The organism is Streptomyces aurantiacus JA 4570 (genome assembly GCF_000414115.1).
Taxonomy (GTDB): Bacteria; Actinomycetota; Actinomycetes; order Streptomycetales; family Streptomycetaceae; genus Streptomyces; species Streptomyces aurantiacus_A.
In genome coordinates, this window is sequence record NZ_AOPZ01000285.1 from 1 (window position 1) to 21,980 (window position 21,980).

General features: G+C 72.8%; 19 protein-coding genes and 1 pseudogene. 5 read left to right on the forward strand and 15 right to left on the reverse strand.

Features of this window, described 5'->3' with window-relative positions; genetic code table 11:
- Positions 1-518 (reverse strand): annotated as a pseudogene (locus STRAU_RS42480) (hypothetical protein); the annotation flags it as partial.
- A gap of 314 nt (positions 519-832) precedes the next feature.
- On the opposite strand from STRAU_RS42480, the gene STRAU_RS25640 reads away from it, so the two are divergent.
- The gene (locus STRAU_RS25640; RefSeq protein ID WP_037661871.1) at positions 833-1,276 is read left to right on the forward strand and encodes a hypothetical protein; all 444 of its coding nucleotides are present in this window, start codon (positions 833-835) and stop codon (positions 1,274-1,276) included.
- Between the two features lie 40 nt (positions 1,277-1,316).
- On the opposite strand, the gene STRAU_RS25645 is transcribed toward STRAU_RS25640, so the two are convergent.
- The 4 genes from STRAU_RS25645 to STRAU_RS25660 all read right to left on the reverse strand — a co-directional run bounded on the left by STRAU_RS25645 (position 1,317) and on the right by STRAU_RS25660 (position 7,230).
- Positions 1,317-2,246 (reverse strand): aldehyde dehydrogenase family protein, encoded by a 930-nt coding sequence (locus STRAU_RS25645; RefSeq protein ID WP_016643309.1) that lies wholly within the window; start codon positions 2,244-2,246, stop codon positions 1,317-1,319.
- Positions 2,239-3,684 carry an aldehyde dehydrogenase family protein gene (locus STRAU_RS25650; protein ID WP_016643310.1) on the reverse strand — a complete coding sequence of 482 codons (1,446 nt, stop codon included), beginning with the start codon at positions 3,682-3,684 and terminating at the stop codon, positions 2,239-2,241. The genes STRAU_RS25645 and STRAU_RS25650 overlap by 8 nt, the downstream gene beginning before the upstream one ends.
- Before the next feature lie 6 nt (positions 3,685-3,690).
- Entirely contained in the window at positions 3,691-4,704 is a 1,014-nt protein-coding gene (deoC, locus tag STRAU_RS25655; protein WP_203227467.1) for a deoxyribose-phosphate aldolase, read from the reverse strand.
- 240 nt (positions 4,705-4,944) lie between these two features.
- Positions 4,945-7,230 (reverse strand): glycosyl hydrolase family 18 protein, encoded by a 2,286-nt coding sequence (locus STRAU_RS25660; protein ID WP_016643312.1) that lies wholly within the window; start codon positions 7,228-7,230, stop codon positions 4,945-4,947.
- Positions 7,231-7,789: 559 nt separating this feature from the next.
- Between STRAU_RS25660 and STRAU_RS44715 the strand changes: the two genes are divergently transcribed.
- A complete protein-coding gene (locus tag STRAU_RS44715; RefSeq protein ID WP_052029260.1) occupies positions 7,790-8,365 on the forward strand; it encodes a PH domain-containing protein in 576 nt (191 codons plus the stop codon).
- A 154-nt stretch (positions 8,366-8,519) separates the two neighbouring features.
- On the opposite strand, the gene STRAU_RS25670 is transcribed toward STRAU_RS44715, so the two are convergent.
- The 5 genes from STRAU_RS25670 to STRAU_RS25690 form a co-directional block, all read right to left on the reverse strand.
- Entirely contained in the window at positions 8,520-9,677 is a 1,158-nt protein-coding gene (locus STRAU_RS25670; RefSeq protein ID WP_016643314.1) for a WD40/YVTN/BNR-like repeat-containing protein, read from the reverse strand.
- A gap of 407 nt (positions 9,678-10,084) precedes the next feature.
- Positions 10,085-11,311, reverse strand: a complete 1,227-nt coding sequence (locus STRAU_RS25675) for a hypothetical protein (protein WP_259299978.1) — start codon at positions 11,309-11,311, stop codon at positions 10,085-10,087.
- 157 nt (positions 11,312-11,468) lie between these two features.
- Positions 11,469-13,136 (reverse strand): phospho-sugar mutase, encoded by a 1,668-nt coding sequence (locus tag STRAU_RS25680; RefSeq protein WP_016643316.1) that lies wholly within the window; start codon positions 13,134-13,136, stop codon positions 11,469-11,471.
- Positions 13,137-13,203: 67 nt separating this feature from the next.
- Complete coding sequence (locus STRAU_RS25685) at positions 13,204-14,028, reverse strand: purine-nucleoside phosphorylase (protein ID WP_016643317.1); 825 nt, start codon at positions 14,026-14,028, stop codon at positions 13,204-13,206.
- A 211-nt stretch (positions 14,029-14,239) separates the two neighbouring features.
- Complete coding sequence (locus tag STRAU_RS25690; RefSeq protein WP_016643318.1) at positions 14,240-14,677, reverse strand: gamma-glutamylcyclotransferase family protein; 438 nt, start codon at positions 14,675-14,677, stop codon at positions 14,240-14,242.
- A 159-nt stretch (positions 14,678-14,836) separates the two neighbouring features.
- Here STRAU_RS25690 and STRAU_RS25695 point away from each other — a divergent pair, with 159 nt between their 5' ends.
- Both STRAU_RS25695 and STRAU_RS25700 read left to right on the forward strand, forming a co-directional pair.
- Positions 14,837-16,285, forward strand: coding sequence for an NAD(P)H-quinone dehydrogenase (locus tag STRAU_RS25695; RefSeq protein WP_016643319.1), 1,449 nt, complete (start codon positions 14,837-14,839; stop codon positions 16,283-16,285).
- Positions 16,286-16,501: 216 nt separating this feature from the next.
- Positions 16,502-17,491 carry a DeoR/GlpR family DNA-binding transcription regulator gene (locus STRAU_RS25700; protein WP_078621473.1) on the forward strand — a complete coding sequence of 330 codons (990 nt, stop codon included), beginning with the start codon at positions 16,502-16,504 and terminating at the stop codon, positions 17,489-17,491.
- Between the two features lie 14 nt (positions 17,492-17,505).
- Here the strand turns inward: STRAU_RS25700 and STRAU_RS25705 are convergent, their stop codons facing one another.
- Together STRAU_RS25705 and STRAU_RS25710 are read right to left on the reverse strand one after the other, a co-directional pair.
- Positions 17,506-18,081 carry a TetR/AcrR family transcriptional regulator gene (locus STRAU_RS25705; protein ID WP_016643321.1) on the reverse strand — a complete coding sequence of 192 codons (576 nt, stop codon included), beginning with the start codon at positions 18,079-18,081 and terminating at the stop codon, positions 17,506-17,508.
- Positions 18,082-18,222: 141 nt separating this feature from the next.
- The gene (locus STRAU_RS25710) at positions 18,223-19,995 is read right to left on the reverse strand and encodes an ATP-binding protein (protein WP_016643322.1); all 1,773 of its coding nucleotides are present in this window, start codon (positions 19,993-19,995) and stop codon (positions 18,223-18,225) included.
- Positions 19,996-20,343: 348 nt separating this feature from the next.
- Between STRAU_RS25710 and STRAU_RS25715 the strand changes: the two genes are divergently transcribed.
- Positions 20,344-20,802 (forward strand): hypothetical protein, encoded by a 459-nt coding sequence (locus STRAU_RS25715; protein ID WP_016643323.1) that lies wholly within the window; start codon positions 20,344-20,346, stop codon positions 20,800-20,802.
- Here the strand turns inward: STRAU_RS25715 and STRAU_RS25720 are convergent.
- From STRAU_RS25720 to STRAU_RS25725, 3 genes are all read right to left on the reverse strand, one after another.
- Positions 20,780-21,385, reverse strand: a complete 606-nt coding sequence (locus STRAU_RS25720) for a nucleoside triphosphate pyrophosphatase (RefSeq protein WP_016643324.1) — start codon at positions 21,383-21,385, stop codon at positions 20,780-20,782. The genes STRAU_RS25715 and STRAU_RS25720 overlap by 23 nt on opposite strands.
- Before the next feature lie 142 nt (positions 21,386-21,527).
- Positions 21,528-21,656 carry a morphogenic membrane protein MmpB gene (gene mmpB / locus STRAU_RS43875; protein WP_016643325.1) on the reverse strand — a complete coding sequence of 43 codons (129 nt, stop codon included), beginning with the start codon at positions 21,654-21,656 and terminating at the stop codon, positions 21,528-21,530.
- 87 nt (positions 21,657-21,743) lie between these two features.
- Positions 21,744-21,950, reverse strand: a complete 207-nt coding sequence (locus tag STRAU_RS25725) for an acyl-CoA carboxylase epsilon subunit (RefSeq protein ID WP_016643326.1) — start codon at positions 21,948-21,950, stop codon at positions 21,744-21,746.
- Between the last annotated feature and the right edge of the window lie 30 nt (positions 21,951-21,980).

The following is a 21,980-nucleotide window of genomic DNA, read 5'->3' on the forward strand; positions in this document are numbered from 1 at the left end:
GGGATGTCCAGGTCGGCGAGCGCGCCGATGTCCCAGGCTTCCTCGACGCCGCCCGCGAGGAGGGCGGCGCCGAAGAGGACGGTGCCGGCCGCGACCGTCGACCAGGAGCCGACGCCCGCTCCCGCCGCCTTCAGGGCCGCGCCCACGGCGGCGCTCGCGGCCGTCGCCGCGGCCGCCCGGGGGAGCGGGATCCGCAGGCACAGGAGGAGCAGGACGCACGCGTGCACCACCCACACCCATAGGTCGTTGTCCGGCGAGGGCGGATGGCCGACGGTGATGCCGACGAAGCAGGCGAGGGAGAGCCCGCACGCCTGGACGGGGTTGCGCAGCGCCAGCACCAGTGTGGCCGCGTGGACGACCGCCAGGAGCCTGGCGGTCGGGTCGGCGCCGGTCGCGGCGAGGAGCACGGCGACGAGGACCACCAGGGTGTGCGGGAGGCGGCGCAGGGGGCGGGGCCAGGTCAGGGGCGGGAGGGGGTGCTGGGGGCGGCCGGGGCGGCGGCGCAGGAGGTCGGGCACGGCGGGCGTCCTTCGAGCTGGACCCGGGGCCTGGGGCCCGGAGCCGGAGGCCGGTGCCGGTCGGCCGGTCGGTCGGCTGGCGGTGGGTGGCCTTGGTGACGCTATGCGACCGCCGGGGTGGTGCGCGTCCCGCTGAGGGACGGTTCTGGGGCGTAGCTCTTCAGGGGGAGGCGGGGGTGCGCCCCTAGGGGGCAGGGGGCGCGACGGTTCCGTGGGGCCCCGGGAGGTGGCGCGGTCTTTGATACCGACGGCGCGCTTCAACTACTCTTCGTGCACGCTCGATTACTTACGTATGTTCCGTGGAGGCGGTCCCCATGGCTCGACACCCTGAACGGCACCCGGCGCGGCACGCGGCGCCGAAGACTTCCTCCGCGTCCCGCGCGCTGCTGCGTGCGGGGCTCACCGTCTCCGTGGCGGGCGCGGCGCTGGGGCTCGGGGGTGCGGCCGCGAGTGCCGCGCCGGCGGAGGTGCCCGCGCCTGGCGTCGCCACACCGCTCGGCGACGTCGATCCGGCCCCCGCCGGGAACGCGCTGCTCGACGGGGTGCAGCGGGCCGCGGGCGGCTCGCTGCACCCCGTCAAGAACCTGAAGCTCAATCCCCTGGCCGGGACCGGGGTGGACCCGCTCGACAACGCCGTGGGCACGCAGGTCGCCGACTTCAAGCCGGTGTCCACCGCGATGGTGACGGGGCCGATGACCCAGGGGTCGCTGTCGGAGATGCCGGGGGTGGGGGTGGTGGCGGGGGCGTTGCCGGGGTAGCCCGGCAACCAACCACCACCCCGTCCGAGGGGCGGGGGGCTTAGTACGACCCGCCCGACGCGCCCAGCGACCCCGTCGGGTGCCAGACCGTCTTCGTTTCGAGGAAGGCGGTCAGACGGTGAGTGCCGGGGGAGGCGGCGAAGTCCGCGTCCGTGTCCACAGCCTGTGGACGGAGCACGCGCTTCAGGTTGTCCGCCGCGGCGATCTCCAGTTCCTTCGCCAGGTCGGCGCCCGCACCGGCGAGGTCGATGCCGTTCACGTCCTGGTGGGCGGCCAGCGGGAGGGCGAGCTCCCTGGTGTTGCCGCTCAGTACGTTGACGACGCCGCCGGGCACGTCGGACGTGGCCAGGACCTCGCCCAGGGAGAGGGCCGGGAGCGGCGCCTTCTCGGAGGCGATGACGACGGCCGTGTTGCCGGCCGCGATCACGGGGGCGACGACCGACACCAGGCCGAGGAAGGACGACTCCTGGGGGGCGACGACCGTCACCACACCCGTCGGCTCCGGGGTGGACAGGTTGAAGAAGGGACCCGCGACCGGGTTCGCCCCGCCCACGACCTGGGCGATCTTGTCCGTCCAGCCCGCGTACCAGACCCAGCGGTCGACCGTCGCGTCCACGACCGCGGCGGCCTTGGACTTGGACAGGCCATCGGCGTCCGCGACCTCGCGGACGAACTGGTCGCGGCGGCCCTCCAGCATCTCCGCGACGCGGTAGAGGACCTGGCCGCGGTTGTACGCGGTCGCCCCCGACCAGCCGCCGAACGCCTTCCGCGCGGCGACGACCGCGTCCCGGGCGTCCTTGCGGGACGACTGCGGCGCGTTGGCCAGCCACTTGCCCTTTGCGTCGGTCACCTCGTACACCCGGCCGCTCTCGGAACGCGGGAACTTTCCGCCCACGTACAGCTTGTAGGTCTTGAAGACGCTCAGGCGCGTTGCGCCCGCGGCGGAGCCGCCCAGTGATTCCTTAGACATCGAGGTACGCCTCCAGGCCGTGGCGGCCGCCCTCGCGGCCGAAGCCCGACTCCTTGTAGCCGCCGAAGGGCGAGGTCGGGTCGAACTTGTTGAACGTGTTGGCCCAGACGACCCCGGCGCGGAGCTTGTTCGCGACCGCGAGGATGCGCGAGCCCTTCTCCGTCCAGATGCCCGCCGACAGGCCGTACTGCGTGTTGTTCGCCTTGGCGACGGCCTCTTCCGGGGTGCGGAAGGTGAGGACCGAGAGCACCGGGCCGAAGATCTCGTCGCGGGCGACGGTGTGCGCCTGCGTGACGTTCGTGAAGAGGGTCGGCGCGAACCAGTAGCCCGACGTCGGCAGTTCGCAGGGGGCCGACCAGCGCTCGGCGCCCTCCGCCTCGCCGGTCTCGGCGAGGGCGGTGATGCGGGCGAGCTGCTCGGCGGAGTTGATCGCGCCGATGTCGGTGTTCTTGTCGAGCGGGTCGCCCAGGCGGAGGGTCGAGAGCCTGCGCTTGAGGCTGTCGAGCAGCTCTTCCTGGATCGACTCCTGGACCAGCAGGCGGGAGCCCGCGCAGCAGACCTGGCCCTGGTTGAAGAAGATGCCCGTGACGATGCCCTCGACGGCCTGGTCGATCGGGGCGTCGTCGAAGACGATGTTCGCGCCCTTGCCGCCCAGTTCGAGCGTGAGCTTCTTGTCCGTGCCCGCGAGCGTCCGGGCGATCTCCTTGCCGACGGCCGTGGAGCCGGTGAAGGCGACCTTGTTCACGTCCGGGTGCGCGGTCAGGGCCGCGCCCGTGTCGCCGTATCCGGGGAGGATGTTGACGACGCCCTTGGGCAGGCCCGCCTGACGGCAGATGTCCGCGAAGAACAGCGCCGACAGGGGGGTCGTCTCGGCGGGCTTCAGGACGACCGTGTTGCCGGTCGCGAGCGCCGGGGCGATCTTCCAGGCCAGCATCAGGAGCGGGAAGTTCCAGGGGATGACCTGGCCCGCGACGCCGAGCGCCTGCGGGTTCGCGCCGAAGCCGGCGTGGTCCAGCTTGTCGGCCCAGCCCGCGTAGTAGAAGAAGTGCGCGGCGACCAGGGGGAGGTCCGCGTCGCGGGTCTCCTTGATCGGCTTGCCGTTGTCGAGGGTCTCCAGGACGGCGAGCTCGCGGGAGCGCTCCTGGATGATCCGGGCGATGCGGAACAGGTACTTCGCGCGCTCGGCACCCGGCAGCGCGGACCACTTCTCGAAGGCCCTGCGGGCCGCCTGCACGGCGCGGTCCACGTCGGCCTCGCCCGCCCGGGCGACCTCGGAGAGGACCTCTTCGGTGGCCGGGCTGACGGACTTGAAGACCTTGCCGTCCGCGGCCTCGGTGAACTCGCCGTCGATGAACAGGCCGTAGGACGGCGCGATGTCGACGACCGAGCGGGACTCGGGGGCCGGTGCGTACTCGAAGATCGATGTCGGATTTGCCATGGGGTCTCAGTCCACCGTCACGTAGTCAGGGCCGGAGTAGCGTCCGGTGGCCAGCTTCTGGCGCTGCATCAGCAGGTCGTTGAGCAGGCTGGACGCGCCGAAGCGGAACCAGTGGTTGTCCAGCCAGTCCGCGCCCGCGGTCTCGTTGACCAGGACCAGGAACTTGACGGCGTCCTTCGTGGTGCGGATGCCGCCCGCGGGCTTCACGCCCACCTGGACACCGGTCTGCGCGCGGAAGTCGCGGACGGCCTCCAGCATGAGGAGGGTGTTCGCGGGGGTCGCGTTCACCCCGACCTTGCCGGTCGACGTCTTGATGAAGTCCGCGCCGGCGAGCATGCCGATCCAGCTCGCGCGGCGGATGTTGTCGTACGTCGAGAGTTCGCCGGTCTCGAAGATGACCTTCAGGCGGGCCTGCCCGGAGGTCTCCTTCACGGCGACGATCTCCTCGTACACCTTCATGTAGTCGCCCGCGAGGAAGGCGCCGCGGTCGATGACCATGTCGATCTCGTCCGCGCCCGCCGCGACGGCGTCACGGACGTCGGCGAGCTTCACGTCGAGGGCGGCGCGGCCCGCCGGGAAGGCGGTCGCGACCGAGGCGACCTTGACGTCGGTGCCGGCCACGGCCTCCTTGGCCGTCGCCACCATGTCCGGATACACGCAGACCGCGGCGGTCCGCGGGGTGGTGCGGTCGGTCGGGTCCGGGTGGACCGCCTTCGCGCCGAGCGCCCGGACCTTGCCCGCGGTGTCCGCGCCTTCCAGGGTCGTCAGGTCGATCATCGAGATGGCCAGGTCGATGGCGTACGCCTTCGCCGTGGTCTTGATCGAGCGGGTCCCGAGCGCCGCGGCGCGGGCCTCCAGGCCGACGGCGTCGACGCCGGGGAGGCCGTGCAGGAAGCGGCGGAGTGTGGCCGCCGACGCCGTGACGTCGGCGAAGTCGCCGGGGGCGGCCTTGGCGGGGGGCGGTGCCGCGTTGGACGCCGCGGTGGCCGCGTCTGTCTTTGTGGGTGGAGTCGTCCGCATGGTCACGAGGGGAGCATATCTACGCGCGTAGCGGCCTGTACAGGGGGCTACGGCGCCCGGCTGCCGGGGGGTGGGGTGGCCCCGGGCGGGGTGGCCGTCCGGGGGCTGCCGCCCCCGGACCCCCGCCTGTCGCCGCTTCGCGGCTCGTCCTCAAGCGCCCTTCGCGGCTCGTCCTCAAGCGCCGGACGGGCTGAAACCTTGCCGCAGCGGCGAAGGTTCAGCCCCTCCGGCGCTCGGAGGTCACCGCAGGCCCGTGTCCAGTGCTGTCATCAGGGTGCCCGTGGGGGTGTCCCCGGACATTTCCCACACCATTCCGCCCAGCAGGCCCTTCGACTTCAGCCAGGCCGTCTTCTTGGTGATCGACCACGGGTCGTCGAAGCTCCACCACTGGCCGTTGTTTCCGGTGTAGCCGTACGTGGAGACGGACTGTTCGTCGTGGTGGACGGTGAGGTTGGGCACCGTGGTGAGGAGGTTGTGGTAGCCCCTGGTGCCCGCCTCCTCCGGGAACTGGCCGGGGGCCGCGCCGTTCGCCGACTGCCATTCGCCCTTGGCGCCGCCGTCGGCGACCTCCTTCCAGCCGCGGCCGTAGAAGGGGAAGCCGATCGTGAGCTTGCGCGGGTGCACGCCGGCGTCGAGGTACGTCTGGACGGCCCGTTCGACGCTGAAGTCGAAGGGGTAGGGGTCCTGGGCGTCGCGGTGCAGGTTGGCCTGGTGGCCGGTGCGCTTGGGCTCCCAGGAGTTGTCGCTTCCGGCGCCGTGGAAGTCGTACCCCTGGACGTTGGCGTAGTCGAGGGAGTCGAAGATCTTCTTCAGGTCCCAGCCCGCCTCGATCTTCGCGGGATCCGCGGGCGTGAACGCGGTCAGGAGCTTGTGCTCGCCGCCGAGCGCGTCGAGCTGCTTGCGGAACTCCGCCAGGAGCGCGGTGAGGTTGTCCTTGTCGGCGGGGCCCCAGCGGTTGCCCGGATGGCCCTCGGAACCCGGCCACTCCCAGTCGATGTCGATGCCGTCGAACACGCCCGCGCCGGTACCGGGCCCGCCCGCGCCGTTGTAGAGCGGCAGATTGCCCTTGATCCACACGTCCACGCAGGACTTCACGAACTTCTCCCGCGAGGCGGGTGTCGCCGCCGCGTCCGCGAAGAACTTCGAGAACGTCCAGCCGCCGAGGGAGACGACGACCTTGAGGTGCGGGTGCTTGGCCTTGAGCTTCTTGAGCTGGTTGAAGTTGCCGCGGAGCTTGCCCCAGCCGTCGTCCGCCACGCCGTCCACCGACTGCGACGCCGGGAACGCGCGGCCGTAGTCCGCCTCCGCGTCCCCCGCGCCGGTGCCCTCGTCCGGGTCCTGCGGGTTGCCCGAGACGCCCTTGACCACCCCGGCCAGGCAGGTGTGGTTCACCGGATCGACGTTCTCGAAGGCGTAGTTGATGACGTCGAGCTTCGCGGCGGCGCCGGACGTGTCCAGGTTCTTCACGAAGTACTGGCGGCCGTAGATGCCCCACTGCGCGAAGTAGCCGACCTTGAGGTGGTTGCCGGGGCCCGCCACGTCGTCCGTGGTGACGGACAGGGCGTTCGACGCGGGCGATGCGTTGTCGGCGGTGTCGCGGGCCTTGACCGTGAAGGTGTAGGCGGTGGCGGGGGACAGGCCCTCGACCGTCGTGGCCGCGGTGTCCGCCGGGACCGTCTTCGCCAGTGTCTGGCCCCGGTAGATGTCGTACGCGGCCACGGCGACGTTGTCCGTCGACTTGTTCCAGGCCAGCGCCACGGAGGAGGACGTCGTGCCGGTGGCGCGCAGGTTGCCGGGCGCCGTGGGCGGCGTGGGGTCGGTGGCCGGGTCGACCGTGGCGGCCGTGACCGGGGCGCTGGGCGGGCCCGTGTTGCCGCGGCGGTCCTTGGCCCGGACGGTGAAGGTGTAGCGGGTCGCCGGGGTGAGGTCCTTGATGGTGGCGGTGGGCGTGGTGGACGTCGCGACCACGTCGGTGCCGTTCAGGACCTCGTACGTCGTGACCGGATAGTCGCCCGCTCCGGCCGGGGGCCAGCTCAGCGAGATCGTGCGGGCCGTGGCGGTGGTGACCGTCGGGGTTCCCGGTGCCGTGGGCGGTTTGTCGGGGGTGCCGTCGCACTTGTCGCCGTTGACCGTGCAGCCCGTCGGCGTGCCGATCGGTCCCCGGGCCGTGAACTGGTAGCTGTACGGCTCGGTCGAGCCGCCCGCCGGGACCCTGCCGTTGTAGTACGCGTTCTTCACGGTGACATGGCTGCCGGAGACGGTCGCCTCACCGTGGGTGTGCCCGCTGACCGTGACGCCCGCCGGCAGGTCGAACTCCAGCGTCCAGTCGGTCGAGGCGGTGGAGCCGCTGTTGCGGACGACGTACTTGCCCTGCCAGGACGAGCCGCTGCCCTCCGTCGTGAAGGTCGCGGTCAGGGTGCCCGCGGCGTGCGCCGGGGCGGCGGCGAGTGCGGTCAGGAGGGAGAGGGGCAGGAGTAACGCGGTCAGCAGGGCGGCGGCCCTGCGTGGGGGGCTGGCTGGTCTCATGGCTCTCCTCGGATGTGTGCGGTGCAGCCGATTTCCCTTTGTTCCCTTGGGAATTCGGCGTACATGACAACTCTTGATCACGCAAGGTCTGGACCAATGCGGTGGGGTGGCGGCGGCGCTTTCCCGTCACTTTCCGGCGTCAGGCAGAATCGGGCCCATGACGAGCGACCCGCAGCCCACTCCGGCGGAGCAGGACCCGGCGAAGCCGGCCGACTCCGCGGACCCGGCCGCCCAGGCGGAACGGGCGGCCCAGGCGGACCCGGCGAAGCCCGCCGACCTTGCGAAGCCCGCCGACCTTGCGCAGTCCGCCGACCGTGCGCAGTCCGCCAGCCTTGCCGAGTCCGCCGACCGGGCGAAGTCCGCGGCTCCGGCGGGCCGGGGCGACTCCGGGGACCCGGCGGCACCCGCGAACTCCGGTGACCCGGCGCGAACGGCCGCCGCCACGAAGTCCGGTGACCAGGCGGGCTCGGCCGCCGCCACGAAGTCCGGTGACCAGGCGGGCTCGGCCGCCGTCGGCGACCCGGCCTACAAGGACCGCGTCTACCGGTCTCACGCGGCCATCGCCGGCGGCGTCCTGCTGCTCGCGATCGGCGCCTGGCTCGGCGTCGACGCGCTGGTCCGGGGCGAGGGGCGCACCCCGTGGGTGGCCCTCGCGGGGCTGCTCTTCGCGGTGCCGCTCGTCGTCGCGTTCACCGTGCGGCCCGCGGTGTACGCCAACGACGACCGGCTGCGCGTCCGCAACCCCTTCCGCACCATCGCCCTGCCCTGGGGGGCGATCTCGGGCCTGCGGTCCGGCTACTCGAACGAGGTGTTCACGCAGGACGGCACCAAGTTCCAGCTCTGGGCCGTCCCCGTCTCGCTGCGCGGCCGGAAGAAGGCCGCGCGCCGGCACGCCCAGCAGGTCGCGTCGGACGACCCGGTCGCGAGCCGGGTCCGGCCCGGCGCCCCGGGCGCGACGCAGCCGCACGCGCGCGACGCCGGTGACCAGGCCATGGACGACCTGCGTGAGATCGCCGAACGGCGCGAGGGCGCCGAGTCGGCGCAGGGGGAGCCGGTGGTGCGGTGGGCCTACGAGGTTCTGGCGCCGTGCGCCGCGGGGGCGGTGCTGCTCGCGGTGCTGCTGGGGGTGGGCTGACGCCCGCCTTCCGGCCGGGGCCGGACGCCGTCCTTCCGGCCGGGGGCCAGAGGGCTGCCGCCCCCGGCCCCCGCTGTATCGCCGCTTCGCGGCTCGTCCTCAATCGCCGGACGGGCTTTTTCCCACCCGGCTGAGGCTCGCCCAGCCGGGCCCCTCACCCCGCCCCCACCCGGAACTCCGCCCAGCGCATGCCGTCCGCCGATATGCGGAAGCGCCCTTTCCCGAAGCTGTCGCTCCACAGTCGGCCCGCGGGCGTGTGGGTCACCGAGCCCGACGGTGCCCGGGCCGTGACGCGGGTGAACGTTCGCGCGCCGTCCGTGCTGCGCCATGCTCCGTCCTCGCCGTGCACCGTCAGGCCGTCGTCGGCCACCAGCAGGTCGCCGAGGAGGGTGCGGGGCTCCGTGCGCTCACGGCCCTCGCGGTACTGCCAGATCCTGGTCCAGGTCAGGCCGCCGTCCCCGCTGGCGTGGATCGTGACCAGGCCGTTCTTCGCGGGCGGCGACACCTTCCCGTGCTGTGTCGCGTACAGCCCGCCCCGGCCCGCGACCACCCGGAACGCCGGGCCGCCCCTCCCCGGGCCGGTCAGCCGGGCCCGCTGCCAGGTCCGGCCCCCGTCCCTGCTCCTGACCAGCGCGGGCAAGCCCGTGCGCGGGTCGGCGCCGGAGACGAACAGGCCGCTCCCCGGTATGTCACCTGCCTGCCCCAACGGGCCCTTCAGGGGCGGCTGGTGGGCCAGGACGTGATGCCGCCCGGTCCTCGGCGACACCGCGAGCAGCCGCTCCCGCACGCAGTCGTTGGGGTCGGAACGGTCGCGCTCCAGGCACTCCTGGACGAGCGTCCCGCCCCGTGCCACCTCCGCCGTCGTGCCCACCGCCCGGGCCGTGCCGCGCCGCCACGTGCGGCCGCCGTCGCGCGTGAACCAGGTGCGGTCCGGCACGTCCGCGTGCTCCGAGCCGTCCCTGATCAGCGCCCGCCCCGGCCCAAGCACCGTCAGGCCGGCCGAGAGGCCCAGGTCGCCCGTCACATCCGGCAGCGGTGAACTGCCCCGGCGCCACGCCTTCGCGCCCCCGTCCAGCACCCCCACGTGCTGGCGGCACCGCCGCTGGGAGCACTCCGCGAGCAGCGTGAACCCCGAGCCGTCCGCCGCGAACCCGATGTCGTACGCCGAACCCGGCAGCTCCGGCGCCGACGGCACCCGCACCGCCGCGCCCGCGCTCTCCCCGGCCCGCGGGGCCGACCGCGCCGCCGGCACCCCCGCGTCCCCGCCGCCCGCGCAGGCCACCAGCGCCCAGACCCCCACGAGGGCCACCACGACCCGGGGCCCCCGGAGCCCTGGGAATCCCCGGAGCCCCCGAACACCCCTCAACGTCCGCACATCCATGAATCCCCCACCCCGTGACGGCCGGTGACTGCACCTCAGCTACTTCTGGTACACCGCTCGCCGCCGTCGGGTTCCACTCCCCGCACCGCGATTTCCCCGGGCATCACGAAGCCGGACACAGCGTCGGCCGTGTCCGGCCCGTGCGGCGCCCGCACGAGGGGGGTCGGCGGAGCGCCAAGGTGCCGACGCGCTCCCCAAGGGGGGCGAGGGGAGCGACAGGCAGCGCCTCCATAGTGACGCACAGAGGTTCGAGTAGGGAGACCCGGGGGGCATGCGGCGCCCCAACTCCCCGGCAGCCGGGCCTCGTCAGCGCCGCGGAACGAGCCGTTCCCGGCAGATCACGGCGGGCCGAGCCAGACCAGGAGCATATGGCCGCCGAACGCCGCCGAGGCCAGCGCCGCCCCCGAGACCACCGCGACCATCGCTCCCGTACGCAACCGCGCGAGGGCGAGCGCCACCGGAAGCAGCAGCGGGAAGCCGGGCAGCAGGAAGCGGGCGCGCGGGAAGTACACGCCGCTGGAGCCGAGCACGATCGCGACCAGCAGCCCCGTGAATACCAGCAGCGGCAGCGGCTGGCCGCCCCCGGTCAGCGACATCACGTACAGCAGCAGCGCGCCGAACAGAACGATCGTCACCATCACCAGGAACAGCTGCGGCCGCTCCACCAGGAACAGCTTCTTCATCCAGCGCAGGGTGCCGATGCCGCCGTCCCACTCGTTGTGCCACAGCCTCTGTACGGCGAAGTAGCCGTCCCAGCGGCCCAGTCGCGCCCCCACCCAGCCGACGTACGCGAGCCAGCCGAGCGGAGCGAGCAGCGCACCGGCCAGGGCGCGGGCGTCGAAGCGGCTCCGCAGGGCGAGCAGCGCGGTGACCGACACGGCGGCGGCGACGGCGATGCCGGTCGGGCGCGTCACGCCCGCGAGCGCGGCCAGCGCGCCCGCCCACACCCAGCGGCCGGTGAGCACCGCGTACAGCGACCACGCCGCGAGCGCCGTGAACAGCGACTCCGTGTAGCCCATCCACTGCACCAGCGACACCGGCAGGCACGCCCACAGCGCCACCAGGAGGGCGCCCGCGCGCCGCCCGTGCAGCCGGTCGCCGATCTTGAAGATCCCCCACGCCGCGAGGAACGAACAGCCCACGGCGATCGCGAGGCCCACCCCGCCGCGCGGCGCAGGAAGCAGCGCGTCGCCCGCCCGGATCAGCAGCGGGAGCAGCGGGAAGAAGGCCAGGTTGTTGGTGTCGAAGGCATGCCCGAGCGTGTCCGCGTACCCATGCGCCGCGATCCTCAAGTACCAGTCGCAGTCCCAGGATTCGGCCAGCAGATGCCACAGCCCCCGGTGCTCGCGGCGCGCCCAGACGGCGAGCACGAGGACGCCCAGGGCGCGCACCGCCGCGTACACGAGGAGCGCGGGTGCCGCGTGCCGCAGCGCGGAGAGCACGCGCCGGCGCGCGGCCGAGCGAGGCGCCGCCGAGCGGGCGCGGCGCGAGGCGGGTACCCGGGACGGAGCGGCCGTCGGGGCGTCGGAGGGGCCGGGCAGGGGGAAGAGGGGTCCGTACGGCACTGCGGCTCCCGGTACGTGAAGGTGCGCTACCGGTCGAACCTTCCTGAGGGACCGGCAGCGCACCGTGGAGCTGCGTCAGTTGTCGTACGGGAACCACCCGTTCGGGTGGATCGGCCCTTGGGCTCTTCGGGCAGATGCCCGCGGCCGGACCCTTCGGTCAGATGCCCGCGGCCGCCGCGAGGTCCCGCTTCAGGGCCGCGAGCAGCTCCGCCGCCCTCTCGTGGGCCTGGGGCAGCCCGGACCGGTCCGCCACCGGCACCACGACCTCCAGGTAGCACTTGAGCTTCGGCTCGGTGCCGCTGGGGCGCACGATGACGCGCGCGCCGTCGAGCGTGTACCGCAGCCCGTCCGTGGGCGGCAGCGTCTCCGTGCCTTGGGTGAGGTCCTCGGCGCGGGTCACCGCCAGGCCCGCGAGGCGCTCCGGCTGCCGCTCGCGCAGGCGGCGCATCGCGGCCGCGATCAGCGACAGGTCCTCCACGCGCACCGACAGCTGGTCGGTGGCGTGCAGCCCGTGCGCCACCGCGAGGTCGTCGAGCAGGTCGAGCAGGGTGCGCCCCTCCTCCTTCAGCTCCGAGGCCAGCTCCGTGATCAGCAGCGCCGCCGTGATGCCGTCCTTGTCGCGTACGCCCTCGGGGTCGACGCAGTAGCCCAGCGCCTCCTCGTAGCCGTACCGCAGGCCCTCGACGCGGGCGATCCACTTGAAGCCGGTGAGCGTCTCCTCGTACGGCAGGCCCGCGGCCTCGGCGATCCGGCCGAGCAGCGACGACGACACGATCGACTCGGCGAAGGCGCGCGGCCCGTCCGGCGACACCCCCCTGCGGACCAGGTGCGCGGCAAGGAGCGCGCCCACCTCGTCGCCGCGCAGCATCCGCCAGTCGCCGTCGCCCACGGGGACGGCCACCGCGCAGCGGTCCGCGTCCGGGTCGTTGGCGATCACCAGGTCGGGGCGCGCCTCGCGGGCCGTCGCGAAGGACAGGTCCATCGCGCCCGGCTCCTCCGGGTTGGGGAAGGCGACCGTCGGGAAGTCCGGGTCGGGCTCCGCCTGCTCCGCGACGAGCACCGGCTCGGGGAACCCGGCCCGCGCGAACGCCGCGAGCAGCGTGTCCTTGCCGACGCCGTGCATCGCCGTGTAGACGGTGCGGGCGGTGCGGGGGGAGCCGGCGGCCAGGACGGCGTCCGTGCGGGCCAGGTACGCCTCCAGGACGTCCTCGCCGAGGGTCTGCCAGCCGCGGTCCGCCCGCGGTACGTCGTGCAGGCTCCGCACCGCGGCGATCTCGGCGGCGATCTCGCCGTCGGCCGGCGGCACGATCTGCGAGCCGTCGCCCAGGTAGACCTTGTAGCCGTTGTCGCGCGGCGGGTTGTGGCTGGCGGTGACCTCCACGCCCGCGACCGCGCCCAGGTGCCTTATGGCGAAGGCCAGGACGGGCGTGGGCAGGGGGCGCGGCAGGACGGCGGCGCGCAGGCCCGCGCCGGTCATCACGGCGGCCGTGTCCCGCGCGAAGTCCGCCGACTTGTACCGCGCGTCGTAGCCGATCACCACGAGGCCGTCCGTGTGGCCCTTGCCCTTCAGGTACGCGGCCAGGCCCGCGGCCGCGCGGATCACCACGGAGCGGTTCATCCGCATGGGGCCCGCGCCCAGCTCGCCGCGGAGCCCCGCGGTGCCGAACTGGAGGGTGCCCGCGAAGCGCCCGGCCAGGTCGGCGGCGGCCACCGGGTCGCCCGGCGCCGCGGCGACCAGCTTGGCCAGCTCCTCGCGGGTCTCCTGGTCCGGGTCCTCGTCGAGCCAGGACTGGGCCCGCGTGATGAGTTCTCCCTGATCCTGCACGTGTGGTCAGCCTCTCCGTGAGGGGTGTCGCTGTTCCGGCTTCTCTGGCCTTCCCGCCAGGGGCAGGTCAGATGCGGCCCAGGACCTGGCCGAGCAGCTCGCCCATCCGCGTGGCGGAGTCACGGCCCGCCTGGAGGACCTCCTCGTGGTTGAGGGGCTCACCCGTCATGCCCGCGGCGAGGTTCGTCACCAGCGAGATGCCGAGCACCTCGGCGCCCGCCTCGCGGGCCGCGATGGCCTCGAGCACGGTCGACATGCCGACGAGGTCCGCCCCGATGGTGCGGGCCATCCGGATCTCGGCGGGAGTCTCGTAGTGCGGGCCGGGGAACTGGGCGTACACACCCTCTTCGAGGGACGGGTCGATCTCCTTGCACAGCGCGCGCAGCCGCGGCGAGTACAGATCGGTGAGGTCCACGAAGTTCGCGCCGACGATCGGCGACGTCGCGGTCAGGTTCAGGTGGTCGCTGATCAGCACGGGCTGGCCCGGGCGCATGCCCTCGCGCAGGCCACCGCAGCCGTTGGTCAGCACGATCGTCTTGCACCCGGCGGCGACGGCGGTCCGCACGCCGTGCGCGACGGCGGCCACGCCGCGGCCCTCGTAGTAGTGCGTGCGGCCCAGGAAGACCAGGGCGCGCTTGTCACCGACCTTGAAGGAGCGGATCCGCCCGCCGTGGCCCGCGACGGCCGGCGGCGGGAACCCCGGCAGCTCGGTGACCGGGAACTCGGCCTCGGGGGCCCCGAGCGCCTCGACGGCCGGCGCCCAGCCGGAGCCCATCACGAGGGCGACGTCGTGGGTCTCGGCGCCCGTCAGCTCGCGCAGGCGCGCGGCGGCGGCGTCGGCGGCGGCGTACGGGTCGCCCTGGATGTCGTCCGGAATAACTGAAGCGTTCACGCCGACGAGGGTAGCCGCTCTTCCCCTACGCGCGTAGATGACGATGCTCACGGGATCCGGATCGTTGCCTTGTCGTTTCCGACGAAGGGGTGCCCTCGCGGGGTGCGCCCCAGCCCCGCCCCTTCCCGTAACCAGGGGGCTGCCGCCCCCTGGAGAGGCCCGGAGGGCCGAAAAGGGGGAGAGGGGCGGAGCCCCAGACGGGGGCGGCCCGTCAGCACGGGCGCTTACGAAGCCCCATGACGTAGTCGTGGGGCGCCCCCGCGGACTCGGCGGCGTCCGCGAGCTCCCCGAGATAGCGGGCGGACGGCAACCCGCCCTCGTATCCGTTGAGGACATACACCCAGGCCGCCTCCTCCCCCTCCAGCGTGTGCACACGCATCCGCATCCGCCGGTAGATGTCGAGCCCGACCCCCTCCCACCGGTCCATGGAGTCCTCGTCCATCGGGGCGATGTCGTACAGCGCGACGAACACCTGCGAACGCGGCGCCTCGACGATCGTCGCGAGCGCCCCCTCCCAGCCCAGGTGCTCGCCCCCGAACGTCAGCCGCCAGTCGTTGAGCCAGCCCGTCGCGCGCAGCGGCGAGTGCGGTGCGCGGCGCGTCATCAGCCGCGCGTCGAGATTGCCGGCGTACGCGGCGTAGAGCGACATGGGGTCGAGGGTACGGCTTTCTGGCGCGGGCGCCCTACGCGGTGCGCACTATGGGGGCTGCGCCCCCTTTCCCCCGCCTTTTTGGCGCTCCGCGCCTCGTCCTCGAACGCCGGACGGGCTTTGACCCCCGCTCGCTGGTGTCGTGGGGGGTGCGGGACAATGGCACACGTGACTCGGATCGTGATCATTGGTGGCGGACCCGGCGGATATGAGGCGGCCCTGGTGGCCGCCCAGCTCGGCGCGGAGGTGACCGTCGTCGACTGCGACGGTCTGGGCGGGGCGTCGGTGCTCACCGACTGCGTACCGTCGAAGACCCTGATCGCGACGGCCGAGGTGATGACCACCTTCGACTCCTCGTACGAGGAGCTGGGCATCATCGTCGAGGACGACACCCCGCACATCGACCAGGCGGCCCGCGTCGTAGGCGTCGACCTCGGCAAGGTCAACCGGCGTGTGAAGCGGCTCGCGCTCGCGCAGTCGCACGACATCACGGCGTCCGTGACGCGTGCGGGCGCCCGCGTCATGCGCGGCCGCGGCCGCCTGGAGGGCCAGCAGGCCATGGACGGCTCCCGCAAGGTCGTCGTGCGCGCCGCCGACGGCTCCGAGGAGACCCTCGTCGCCGACGCCGTCCTGATCGCGACCGGCGGCCACCCGCGCGAGCTGCCCGACGCCCAGCCCGACGGCGAGCGCATCCTCAACTGGACCCAGGTGTACGACCTCGACGAGCTGCCCGAGGAGCTCATCGTGGTCGGTTCGGGTGTCACGGGCGCCGAGTTCGCCGGTGCCTATCAGGCGCTCGGCTCCCGGGTCACGCTGGTGTCGTCGCGCGACCGGGTGCTGCCCGGCGAGGACCCGGACGCCGCCGCCGTCCTGGAGGACGTCTTCCGCCGCCGCGGCATGAACGTGATGGGCCGCACCCGCGCCGCCTCCGCCAAGCGCGTGGGCGACCGCGTCGAGGTCACCCTCGCCGACGGCCGTGTCATCTCCGGCTCGCACTGCCTGATGGCCGTGGGCGCCATCCCCAACAGCAGCGGGATGGGCCTGGAGGAGGCCGGGGTCAGGCTCAAGGACTCCGGGCACATCTGGACCGACCGGGTGTCCAGGACCTCCGCCCCGGGTGTGTACGCCGCCGGAGACGTCACCGGCATCTTCGCCCTCGCGTCGGTCGCCGCCATGCAGGGCCGCATCGCGATGTACCACTTCCTGGGCGACGCGGTGACCCCGCTGAACCTGAAGACCGTCTCGTCGAACGTCTTCACCGACCCCGAGATCGCGACCGTCGGCTACAGCCAGGCCGACGTCGACGCCGGCAAGATCGACGCCCGCGTCGTCAAGCTCCCGCTGCTCCGCAACCCGCGCGCGAAGATGCAGGGCATCCGCGACGGCTTCGTCAAGATCTTCTGCCGTCCCGGTACGGGCATCGTGGTCGGCGGTGTCGTCGTGGCGCCGCGCGCCTCGGAACTGATCCACCCCATCTCGATCGCGGTCGACAACAATCTGACGGTGGAACAGATCGCTAACGCCTTCACCGTGTACCCATCGCTTTCGGGCTCGATCGCCGAAGTGGCACGCCAGCTGCACACACGGAAGGTGAACGGCGAGGCTTGATCCCTGCGGTCGGCCACGCGGGCGCCGCGCGGCCGACGTGCTCGTCCGGTCGGCCGGGATCAACTCGCCGCAGGTCACAGCCTGTTGCCGCCCATTCGCGCGGCATAGTCGGGGAGAGTACCCCCTATACCACTTTCACCCCTGCCGTGCGAACAACTTCTGTAATTCGGCGCAAACTGCTGAAAGCAGACGGTCGTTGGGGTTACTGTCAGTTTCGTGTTCGCTGCAGAACGTCGCCAATTGATCCTCGAAATGGTGCGGGCCAACGGAGCGGTGTCGCTCCGTGAGCTCGCCCGCGTCGTCCAGACCTCCGAAGTGACCGTACGGCGGGACGTGCGCGCGCTGGAGGCAGAAGGACTCCTCGACCGCCGGCATGGCGGTGCGGTATTGCCGGGCGGATTCACGCGGGAGTCCGGCTTTCCGCAGAAATCTCATCTCGCGTCCGCCGAGAAGACGGCCATCGCCGATCTCGCGGCGGGTCTCGTCGAAGAGGGCGAAGCCATCGTCGTCGGGGCGGGTACGACCACGCAGGAGCTGGCCCGCCGGCTCGCGCGGGTGCCCGGCCTGACCGTCGTCACCAACTCCCTGCTGGTGGCGCAGGCCCTGGCACACGCCAACCGGGTGGAAGTCGTCATGACCGGCGGCACTCTGCGCGGCTCCAACTACGCGCTCGTCGGCAGCGGCGCCGAGCAGTCCCTACAGGGGCTGAGGGTGTCGCGGGCGTTCCTGTCGGGCAGTGGCCTGACCGCCGAGCGCGGCCTGTCCACCTCCAACATGCTGTCGGCGAGCGTGGACCGCGCGCTCGTACAGGCCGCCGCGGAGGTGGTGGTCCTCGCGGACCACACCAAACTCGGCACCGACACGATGTTCCAGACGGTGCCGACGGACGTCATCACCCGTCTGGTCACGGACGAACCACCCGCGCACGACGACCGCGCGGCGACCGAACTGCAGGCACTGGCGGACCAGGGCGTGCAGATCGCGGTCGCCGGGGCGTCGGCGGGCCCCGGCCAGGCCCCCGGAGTTGACTCCGTCCCAGCGGGCCGACAGCCACGCCGGGACGTGCCACTGCCCGGCCAGCGTCGGGGGCACGGGGGCCATGGCGCGGGGCCCGGCGCAGGACCGGGACTGCGCAGCGCCTCCGTCCTCGGCGAGCAGCCGGCCGGGGAGCGGGCGGCACGGGTGGCTGACCTGCGCCGCAGGTGAGCCGCTAGCAGTCCCTAGCAGTCCCTGTGCGCGGGCGTGGAAGGGTCCGCCTTCAGGCCGCGCAGTGTCAAGGTGAGGAGGCGGTCCGCCAGTTCCGGGTCGTCCGGGGACTCCTCGGCCGCCAGTGCGATCGCGTTCGTGAGCTGCATGAGGTCCTCGATCGACACGCCCTGGCGTACCGCGCCCGCCTCCTGGGCGCGGGCCAGGAGCCGGGTGCCGGCCTCCCGCATCGGGCGGCTGCAACTGGCCAGTGCCGAACTGTCGTCCCGCGAGGCCGACATGAGGGCCCGGGCGAGGCCCCGGTACTCGCCCGCGTGCGTGATGATCGCCCGTAGCCACTCCACCAGGGCGGTGCACGGCTGCGGGGCGTCCAGGAGGGCGTGGGAGCGGGTGAGCAGGTCGCTCACCGCGTCCTCGAAGACGGCGCTCAGTAGCGCGTGGCGGGTGGGGAAGTGGCGGTACAGCGTGCCGATGCCCACGCCCGCCCGGCGGGCGACGTCCTCCAGGGAGGTGTCCGTGCCGTGCTCCGCGAACGCGGCGCGGGCCTCGCTCAGGAGCCGCTGGTAGTTGCGGCGGGCATCGGCGCGCATGTGGTCTCCTCGCGGGGGCGCCCCAGTCCCGCCCCTTTCCCGTAACCAGGGGCTGCCGCCCCTGGACCCCGCTATCGCCGCTCCGCGGCTCGTCCTCAAACGCCGGCCCAGTTTCGGGAAGGGGCGGGGTTGGGGAATGTCTCAGTCCTTGATCTCGCAGATGACCGCGCCCGACGTCAGCGACGCCCCCACCTCCGCCAGGAGGCCCTTGACCGTGCCGGAACGGTGGGCGTTGAGGGGCTGCTCCATCTTCATGGCCTCGAGGACGACGATCAGATCGCCCTCCTTGACCTCCTGGCCCTCCTCCACCGCGACCTTGACGATCGTGCCCTGCATGGGCGAGGCGAGCGTGTCACCGGACGCCGCGGGCCCGGACTTCTTCGCCGCCCGCCGCTTCGGCTTGGCACCGGCCGCCAGGCCGGTACGGGCGAGCGACATGCCGAGCGAGGACGGCAGCGAGACCTCCAGGCGCTTGCCGCCGACCTCGACGACGACCGTCTCGCGGCCCGGCTCGTCCTCGGCCTCGGCGTCCGCCACCGCCGCGAAGGCGGGGATGTCGTTGACGAACTCGGTCTCGATCCAGCGGGTGTGGACCGTGAACGGCTCGGCGGAACCGGTGAGTTCGGGAGCGAACGCCGGGTCGGCGACGACCTTGCGGTGGAAGGGGATGGCGGTGGCCATGCCCTCGACGTCGAACTCGGCCAGGGCACGCGCGGCACGCTGGAGCGCCTGCTCACGGGTGGCACCGGTGACGATCAGCTTCGCCAGCAGCGAGTCCCAGGCCGGGCCGATGACCGAGCCGGACTCCACACCCGCGTCCAGCCGCACACCCGGACCCGACGGCGGCGCGAACGCCGTCACCGTGCCGGGGGCGGGCAGGAAGTTGCGGCCCGGGTCCTCGCCGTTGATACGGAACTCGAAGGAGTGACCCCGCAACTGCGGGTCGTCGTAGCCCAGTTCCTCGCCGTCCGCGATGCGGAACATCTCGCGGACCAGGTCGATGCCCGCGACCTCCTCGGTGACCGGGTGCTCCACCTGGAGACGCGTGTTGACCTCCAGGAAGGAGATCGTGCCGTCCACGCCGACGAGGAATTCGACGGTGCCCGCGCCGACGTAGCCGGCCTCGCGCAGGATCGCCTTCGACGCGCGGTACAGCTCGGCGTTCTGCTCCTCGGACAGGAACGGCGCCGGGGCCTCCTCGACGAGCTTCTGGTGGCGGCGCTGCAGCGAGCAGTCACGGGTGGAGACGACGACCACGTTGCCGTGCTTGTCGGCCAGGCACTGGGTCTCCACGTGCCGCGGCTTGTCCAGGTAGCGCTCCACGAAGCACTCGCCGCGCCCGAAGGCCGCGACGGCCTCGCGCACCGCGGAGTCGTACAGCTCCGGCACCTCTTCGAGGGTGCGGGCCACCTTCAGACCGCGGCCGCCGCCGCCGAACGCGGCCTTGATCGCGATCGGCAGGCCGTTCTCCTCGGCGAACGCCACCACCTCGTCGGCGCCCGAGACCGGGTCCGGCGTGCCCGCGACCAGCGGCGCGCCCGCGCGCTGCGCGATGTGCCGGGCGGCGACCTTGTCGCCCAGGTCCCGGATCGCCTGCGGCGGCGGGCCGATCCAGATCAGGCCCGCGTCCAGGACCGCCTGGGCGAACTCCGCGTTCTCGGAGAGGAAGCCGTAGCCCGGATGGACCGCGTCCGCCCCGGAGTCCTTGGCCGCGGCGAGGACCTTCGCCATGTCCAGATAGCTGGTGGCCGGAGTGTCACCACCAAGGGCGAACGCCTCGTCTGCGGCCCGCACATGCAGTGCGTCCCGGTCGGGGTCCGCGTAAACGGCAACGCTCGCGATCCCGGCATCCCGGCACGCCCGGGCGACCCGGACAGCGATTTCGCCACGGTTGGCGATGAGCACCTTGCGCACGATGGCTCCCTCCTTGAAACAAGCCGAGTTTAGGGACTGCCGACACGGCCCCACGACCCGTCCCCAGTGGTGAGCTTGCCCACACGGAGCGTGATCCGAGGGCCGCTCGATCCCCGAAATCCCTTGTCGCACCGTGGTACGCAGGGTCCTTGCCCGGCAGCCTAGCCCTCTGGTGTGGCCAAGGTCTCTGTGAGGCCGCGCTGCGGCGGGCGGCCATTCTTTGTGGAGTCCCTACGAATGGCCCAATGATTCTTTGCCCTCGGTACGGCCCTTGTCCCTGGGTTTACCCGTTAGTAGTGTCCCGATGTCTCGTACGTACTAGGGGTAACAGCAACGGGTTGAGAGTGGGTGGACGCCGTGGCGCGCAGGCCGGTGGCGTGGGTGGGCGCGGTGGTGCTCTGGGCGGAGGCGGCCGGCATCGCGCTGCTCAACTGGTTCCTCGGCCTCGTCGTCGACAAGCAGGAGATGTCGATGGGCGGGCTCGACCCGCACGCGATGAGCGTCGGCGCGTGGATCGCGGGCGGGCTCTTCGGGCTCTATCTCGCGCTGTGCGGCCTGACCCTCGCCCGGACCGCCGTGCGCGACCGCGCGCCCGGCCGCTTCGGGAAGATCCTGCTGATCAGCGCCGCCGTCGTGCACGCCCTGCTCGGCGCGTTCGCGGTCGGCCTGGTGGGCTGGGCCGCGTTCGTCTTCATGATGGTGGTGCTCGGGCTCATCGTGCTGACGCTGATGGCGTACGAGAAGCAGGAGGCCGCGGACGCGGGGCCGGGCGTGCGGGGCGTGTCTAGTTCGCCCACAACTCCGTGATCCCGACGCCCAGTTCCGCGAGGAGGCGGCGCAGCATCGGCAGCGACAGGCCGATGACGTTGCCGTGGTCGCCCTCGATGCCCTCGATGAACGGGGCCGACCGGCCGTCGAGCGTGAACGCGCCCGCCACGTGCAGCGGTTCGCCGCTCGCCACGTACGCGGCGATCTCCGCGTCGGACGGTTCGCCGAAGCGCACCACCGTCGACGCCGTCGCCGCGGTGTGCCGGCCGGACAGCGTGTCGTACACACAGTGTCCGGTCTGCAGGACGCCCGCGCGGCCCCGCATGTCCTTCCAGCGGGCCGTCGCCTCCTCCGCGTCCGCGGGCTTGCCGAGCGCCCGGCCGTCCAGCTCCAGGACCGAGTCGCAGCCGACGACCAGGGCGCCCTTGGTGTCCGGGCGGGCCGCCACCACCGACGCCTTCGCCTCCGCGAGGGCCTTGGCCAGTTCGGCGGGGGTCGGCGCGGTCACCGCGTCCTCGTCCACGCCGCTGACGATCACCTCGGGGGCCAGGCCCGCCTGACGCAGGAGGCCCAGGCGGGCGGGGGACTGGGAGGCCAGGACGAGGCGGCGCCGATCACTCATGCGGTCAGGGTAGCTGGGGCCTGGCGGGGGCGCCCTGGGCTGCTTCTCTCATGGGGCTTCGCCCCTCTCCCCCTTTTCGGCCCTCCGGCCCTCCGGGCCTCGTCCTCAAACGCCGGACGGGCTGGTAATTGGCCGTCGCGTCTCAGGTCACGCCCAAGACCAGCATCGCGACCACCATCGCCAAGGCCAGCAGGACTCCCGCACGGCGCATCTTCGCCTGCATGTCCCGCATGTCCTTGGGCGGGTCGTTCTCCGGGTCGGACCACAGCATGCCTTCGATGGTGCGGTCGCGCCGGAGCGCGCGCCTGAGTACGCGTACTCAACTTCCGGCGCGGCTCCCTCCGGCTTCCGGCGCGGCTCAGCCCGGCCAGTACGTGCGGCCCCACGCCGCCGGGCCCGGTGCGGGCAGCCGCTCGCGGGCCACCCGGGCCGGGTCCGCCCAGGCGTCCGGGAGCCGGGGCGCGCCGGACGGCGCGTTCGCGGCCGCCGCGGCGCGCGCCTGGACCACCGCCAGGGCGGCGGCCAGCTCCTCGGGGGTCGGATTGCCTCGTACGACCTTGATCACGAAGTGGCTCCTCGGGGGCGGGGGAGGGTG

Bases quoted from the DNA above. Each gene is read 5' to 3' on its own strand.
- STRAU_RS25640 (WP_037661871.1), top strand. From the start codon at position 833: ATGGCTCGACACCCTGAACGGCACCCGGCGCGGCACGCGGCGCCGAAG.
- STRAU_RS25645 (WP_016643309.1), bottom strand. From the start codon at position 2,246: ATGTCTAAGGAATCACTGGGCGGCTCCGCCGCGGGCGCAACGCGCCTG.
- STRAU_RS25650 (WP_016643310.1), bottom strand. From the start codon at position 3,684: ATGGCAAATCCGACATCGATCTTCGAGTACGCACCGGCCCCCGAGTCC.
- deoC (WP_203227467.1), bottom strand. From the start codon at position 4,704: ATGCGGACGACTCCACCCACAAAGACAGACGCGGCCACCGCGGCGTCC.
- STRAU_RS25660 (WP_016643312.1), bottom strand. From the start codon at position 7,230: ATGAGACCAGCCAGCCCCCCACGCAGGGCCGCCGCCCTGCTGACCGCG.
- STRAU_RS25690 (WP_016643318.1), bottom strand. From the start codon at position 14,677: ATGTCGCTCTACGCCGCGTACGCCGGCAATCTCGACGCGCGGCTGATG.
- STRAU_RS25695 (WP_016643319.1), top strand. From the start codon at position 14,837: ATGGCACACGTGACTCGGATCGTGATCATTGGTGGCGGACCCGGCGGA.
- STRAU_RS25705 (WP_016643321.1), bottom strand. From the start codon at position 18,081: ATGCGCGCCGATGCCCGCCGCAACTACCAGCGGCTCCTGAGCGAGGCC.
- STRAU_RS25720 (WP_016643324.1), bottom strand. From the start codon at position 21,385: ATGAGTGATCGGCGCCGCCTCGTCCTGGCCTCCCAGTCCCCCGCCCGC.
- mmpB (WP_016643325.1), bottom strand. From the start codon at position 21,656: ATGCTGTGGTCCGACCCGGAGAACGACCCGCCCAAGGACATGCGGGAC.